The organism is Kitasatospora sp. NPDC097691, assembly GCF_040302665.1.
Lineage (GTDB): Bacteria > Actinomycetota > Actinomycetes > Streptomycetales > Streptomycetaceae > Kitasatospora.
Genome location: NZ_JBEORY010000116.1, coordinates 1 through 4,174, shown reverse-complemented (window position 1 = coordinate 4,174; position 4,174 = coordinate 1). Strand labels below are relative to the sequence as shown.

Annotated in this window: 4 protein-coding genes; 3 read left to right on the top strand and 1 reads right to left on the bottom strand. The window is 76.0% G+C overall.

Annotation, left to right across the window (positions count from 1 at the left end; translation table 11 throughout):
• Positions 1-314 precede the first annotated feature (314 nt).
• Complete coding sequence (locus ABTY56_RS38425) at positions 315-1,889, top strand: MBL fold metallo-hydrolase (protein ID WP_350634341.1); 1,575 nt, start codon at positions 315-317, stop codon at positions 1,887-1,889.
• 240 nt (positions 1,890-2,129) lie between these two features.
• Here ABTY56_RS38425 and ABTY56_RS38420 read toward each other — a convergent pair whose 3' ends face one another.
• Positions 2,130-2,312 carry a hypothetical protein gene (locus ABTY56_RS38420; RefSeq protein ID WP_350634340.1) on the bottom strand — a complete coding sequence of 61 codons (183 nt, stop codon included), beginning with the start codon at positions 2,310-2,312 and terminating at the stop codon, positions 2,130-2,132.
• Positions 2,313-2,589: 277 nt separating this feature from the next.
• Between ABTY56_RS38420 and ABTY56_RS38415 the strand changes: the two genes are divergently transcribed.
• Both ABTY56_RS38415 and ABTY56_RS38410 read left to right on the top strand, forming a co-directional pair.
• The gene (locus tag ABTY56_RS38415; RefSeq protein WP_350634339.1) at positions 2,590-3,792 is read left to right on the top strand and encodes an outer membrane protein assembly factor BamB family protein; all 1,203 of its coding nucleotides are present in this window, start codon (positions 2,590-2,592) and stop codon (positions 3,790-3,792) included.
• A gap of 134 nt (positions 3,793-3,926) precedes the next feature.
• Positions 3,927-4,174: hypothetical protein (locus ABTY56_RS38410; protein WP_350634342.1), on the top strand; the 248-nt coding region annotated here is incomplete at its 3' end.

The following is a 4,174-nucleotide window of genomic DNA, read 5'->3' as shown; positions in this document are numbered from 1 at the left end:
TGGTGGAGATGGCGAGTGTGGCGCTGCTGCCGGCGGTGACGCTGCCGGGGGTGACGGTGGCGGTGACGCCGGCCGGGGCGCCGCTGACCGAGACGACTTCCCACTCCGCTGGGCGGGTTGAGGTGTTTTCGGCCAACTCGGGCGGGCCGCGCGGCTGTCCGGACCCGGTGACCGGGCGCGGAACCGACCGGTGGCGCTGGTTCCGGTCAGCCCGAACAGTCGTGCCGTTGTGTGCACGACACGTCACGCTTAGTGTCGGTGATCGCCGTGCGTGGGGAAGCGCGCGGCTCCCACCCGACTTGAGGAGTCACTCCGTGGCCGACACCTTCGTGCCCGTGGACCCGACCGCGTACGTCGTGCAGCAGAACCAGGCCGCCGCCGCCAAGCAACCCCCCGGCGGCTCCCGTGACTTCGAGTGCGCCCAGCGGGGCCTGATGGCCGTCCCGAACGAGCCCCTCGTCCACCTCCCCGACAGCGGGAACGTGGTCTGGGACTTCACCGCCTTCGACTTCCTGGAGATGGACACCCCGGAGTCGGTGGCGCCGGGAGTGTGGCGCCACGGACAACTGGACGCCCCCTCCGGGCTGTTCCACGTGACTGACGGCCTCTACCAGGTGCGCGGCTACGACCTCGCCAACCTGACCGTCGTCGAAGGCCCCGACGCCCTGGTGGTGATCGACCCGCTCGGCTCGTACGAGACGGCCCGCGCCGCGCTGACGCTGTTCCGCAGCACCACCGGGAACAGCAAGCCGGTGCGCGCCGTCGTCCACACCCAGAGCGGGGTGGACCACTTCGGCGGCGTGCGCGGGCTGTTCGACGGCGCCGTGCCCGCCGACCTGAAGGTCTACGCGCCCGACGGGTTCCTCGCCGACGCGGTGCTGCGCCAGGTCACCCAGGGCGCGCACAACGCCAAGCTGGCCGACTACGCCTACGGCACCCGCCTCGACGCGAGCCCGCGCGGCCTGGTCGACTCCGACCTCGGCCGCACCGTCTCCCTCGGCGGGGCCGGTTTCCTCGCCCCCACCGACACCGTCGGCGGCGTGCTGTCGCCCTCGACCCCGAAGGACGCGTGGCCGTCCTGGACCGGCGTCGCCTGGCAGGACGGCCTGTACGCGGTCGAGGTGGCCGGGGTGCAGCTGGTCCTGCAGCCGGCCGGCGGGCACGCCTCCCCCGCCGAGATGAACGTCTACCTGCCCGCGTCCAAGGCCGTGTACCTGGCCGGCGCCGGGCTGCTGGGCGCCCCGGGCAAGGCCCGCGCCGACCTGCTGAACGCCACCACCACCGCCTTCGGCACCACGGCCCGGATCGGCTTCGGCGCGTACGGGTGGCCGGTGTGGGAGGCGCTGACGGACGAGGGCACGCCGGCGGGGGACGTGTCCGCGTGGCTGGCCGCCCGGCGCACCGCCGCCACCGCCGTCCCCGACGCGGGCCCGGTCGCCCCGCTGCTCGCCACCCCCGGCTACCTGGACACCCCCTCCCGCACCGTGCGCGAGGTGTGGGCCAAGCTCAACGGCACCGCCCTCGGCGCCCCGCAGCTCGCCGCCACCGCCAAGGCGGGGTTGCTGCTGCCGGGCAGCGCGGGCAAGCAGGTGGACGCCGCGCAGCGCGCCTACGACGACACGGTGCCGGACTACGCGAAGGCCGTCCTGCTGCTCGACCCGGTGATCTCCGCCGCCGCCATCCCGCTGGCCGTCCCGGCCGCCACCGAGAAGCAGGCCCGCGCCCTGCAGTCCAGGGCGCTCACCCAGCTCGGCTACCTCGCCCCGCACGCCCGCCTGCGCAACGCGCTGCTGACCGCCGCCCACGACGTGCTCGACCCGGGCTCGGCGGTCACCCGCTTCACCCAGACCGTCGGCGACCTGGCCGCGTACGCCAACCCGCTCGCGTAGCGGACACCGCGCCTGCGGGGGCTGCCGGGCGGATCGGGGGCAGGGCGGGAGTGGGAAGTCGGCCGGGCCGACTTCCTGCTCCCGCCCTGCCGGCGCTGCCGTTTCACTACCCCTACCGCCGCCGGCGCCCACGGCCGGCCGAGAAACCCGCCAGGACCACGAGTTCGCCGTGGTAGCGGCGGTAGGCCGTCTCGACGGGTACCGTCCGCGCGGCGCCGCACGCGTCGCAGGACTCGTCGCTCACTGCGCGCCGCCGTTCGCCTCGGCGTCCGGGGCCTGCGCCGTCTGCGTCGTCTGCGTCGCCTTCGCCGCCTGCGCCTGGGCCCGGGCCAGCTCGGCGCGGGCGCGCAGCAGCAGGCACTGGGCGTAGGCGTCGGCGACCTTCAGGGCGGCGGGAGCAGTACCGAGCAGCAGCAGGGTCACGGGGTCCGTCCTGGCGGCGCACCTTCCGGTGTGTCCCGCCCTCGGCGGATCCCGGTCGGGGTGCCTGCGGCGGCTACGGGGAAGTGGCGCGCGCCGGCCGGGGCGTGTACCGCCCGGTCCGTGATTCCTGCCGGCGGCCCCTGCGGAGTGAACCGGGTCGCGGGGAGGAGCCGTTCCCCGGATCGGGGGCCCTCGGGGCGCCCCCGCCGCTTCACCGCCTGCGGGGCCGTCGGCCCTCCGCCCGACCGACGGGAACCACAAGTCCGTGCGCGAAGTCATGACCGATGTGAACTCCGATGCCCTGCAGAACGATCCGACTCCGTCCGTGACTCCTCCCCGGATCAACCGCCGGCGGCTGCTGTTGAGCGCCGCCGGGGGCCTCGGCGCGCTCGCCGTCGCCGGCGGGACCGGCTGGTGGGCGCGCCGGGGCGAGGTGCGCGGCCCGCGACTGTGGAGCTCGCCCGAGCTGGGCGGGCGGGTCGTGCTGACCGCCGGGGCGCAGCAGGGGCTGTTCGCCTCGGGGTACGACGGCAGGGTGCGCGCGCTGGATCCGGCTACCGGTGCGGTGCGCTGGAGCCGGGTGGTGGAGGCGGCGCCCGTGGACGGCCTGGGCCCGTGGCAGTTGGCGAATGCGGGCGGGTGGCCGCTGGCGGTGGGGGACGGTGTGGTGTGCGTGGTCTCCACGGCGGGTGTGCAGGTCCTGGACGCGGCGTCGGGTGAGCCGCGGTGGGAGGTGGCGGCCCCGGACTGGGACGAGTTCCCGTGGCAGCAGGAGCCGGTGGTCGGCGGGGGCCGGGTGTACGCGGCCCACGGGACGTCGCTGCGCTGCTACGACGCGGCGGGCGGGGGGCTGTGCTGGAGCAGCGATCCGGGCGCCTCGGGGGTGCTGGCGCTGGCCGGGGAGACGGTGTTCGCGGCCGGGCGGTACGGCGGGCTGCTCGCGTTCGATGCGCGCAGCGGGGAGCGGCGGTGGGTGCAGGAGGCCGTCGACCGCACCGACAGCCCTCCCGCCGTCGGGCAGGGTGTCGTCCACGTCCTGCACAACGGTGCGACCGTGGGTTCGGCGACCGTCTTCGCGCTGGACGCCGCCACCGGGCGGGTGCTGTGGCAGCGTGGGCGGCTGCCGGTGTCGGGGCCGTTGTCGGTCGCGGACGGGGCGGTGTGCCTGCTGAGCGGGACCCGGCTGACGGTGCTGGACGCGGGCACGGGCGACACGCGGTGGACGGCGCAGGTGCCCTCGGGTCTGGGGCGCGGGATGGGTTCGGCGACCGCCGCGGACGGCGCGGTGTACGTGGGGACGAACGACGACCGGCTGTTCGCGTTCGACCTGGTGACGGGCCGGGCGCGGTGGCGGGACGAGCCGCAGCGGCTCCGGGAGGACACGGAGTACACCCGGGTGTTCCTGGCGGCGGACGGTTCGGCGGTCTTCCGGGGCAGCCGGACGGGCCTGCACGCGCTGGGGGCGCTGCCGTCGGCCTGACGGGCCGTGGTGTCGCGGCCCGGGGCGCCACGGAGAGCCGCTGGTCACGGGGGTGGCCGGGGTCCGGGCGGGGTCGGCGCCCTTGCTAGGATCCGCCGCTCCGGGCAGTGGATCAAGGAGAGCAGAGGCGCACGGTGGACCAGGAGCGCATGGAGCTGGCGTACGCGCCGACGGACGAGGACTTCCGCGAGGCGATCGCCGCCCACGCCCGGCACACCACCGTGGGCCGGGTCGTGCGGGTGGCGGTGTGGGTGCCGGCCGCCTTCGCCGCGCTGGGCTGCGCGGCGCCGCGAGGCGGGGGACTGGCGCCCGCCGATCGTGAAGACCGTCGCGGCCCGCGGCGAGGGCGTGGACGAGGTCGTCGAGGCGCTGGAGAAGCACC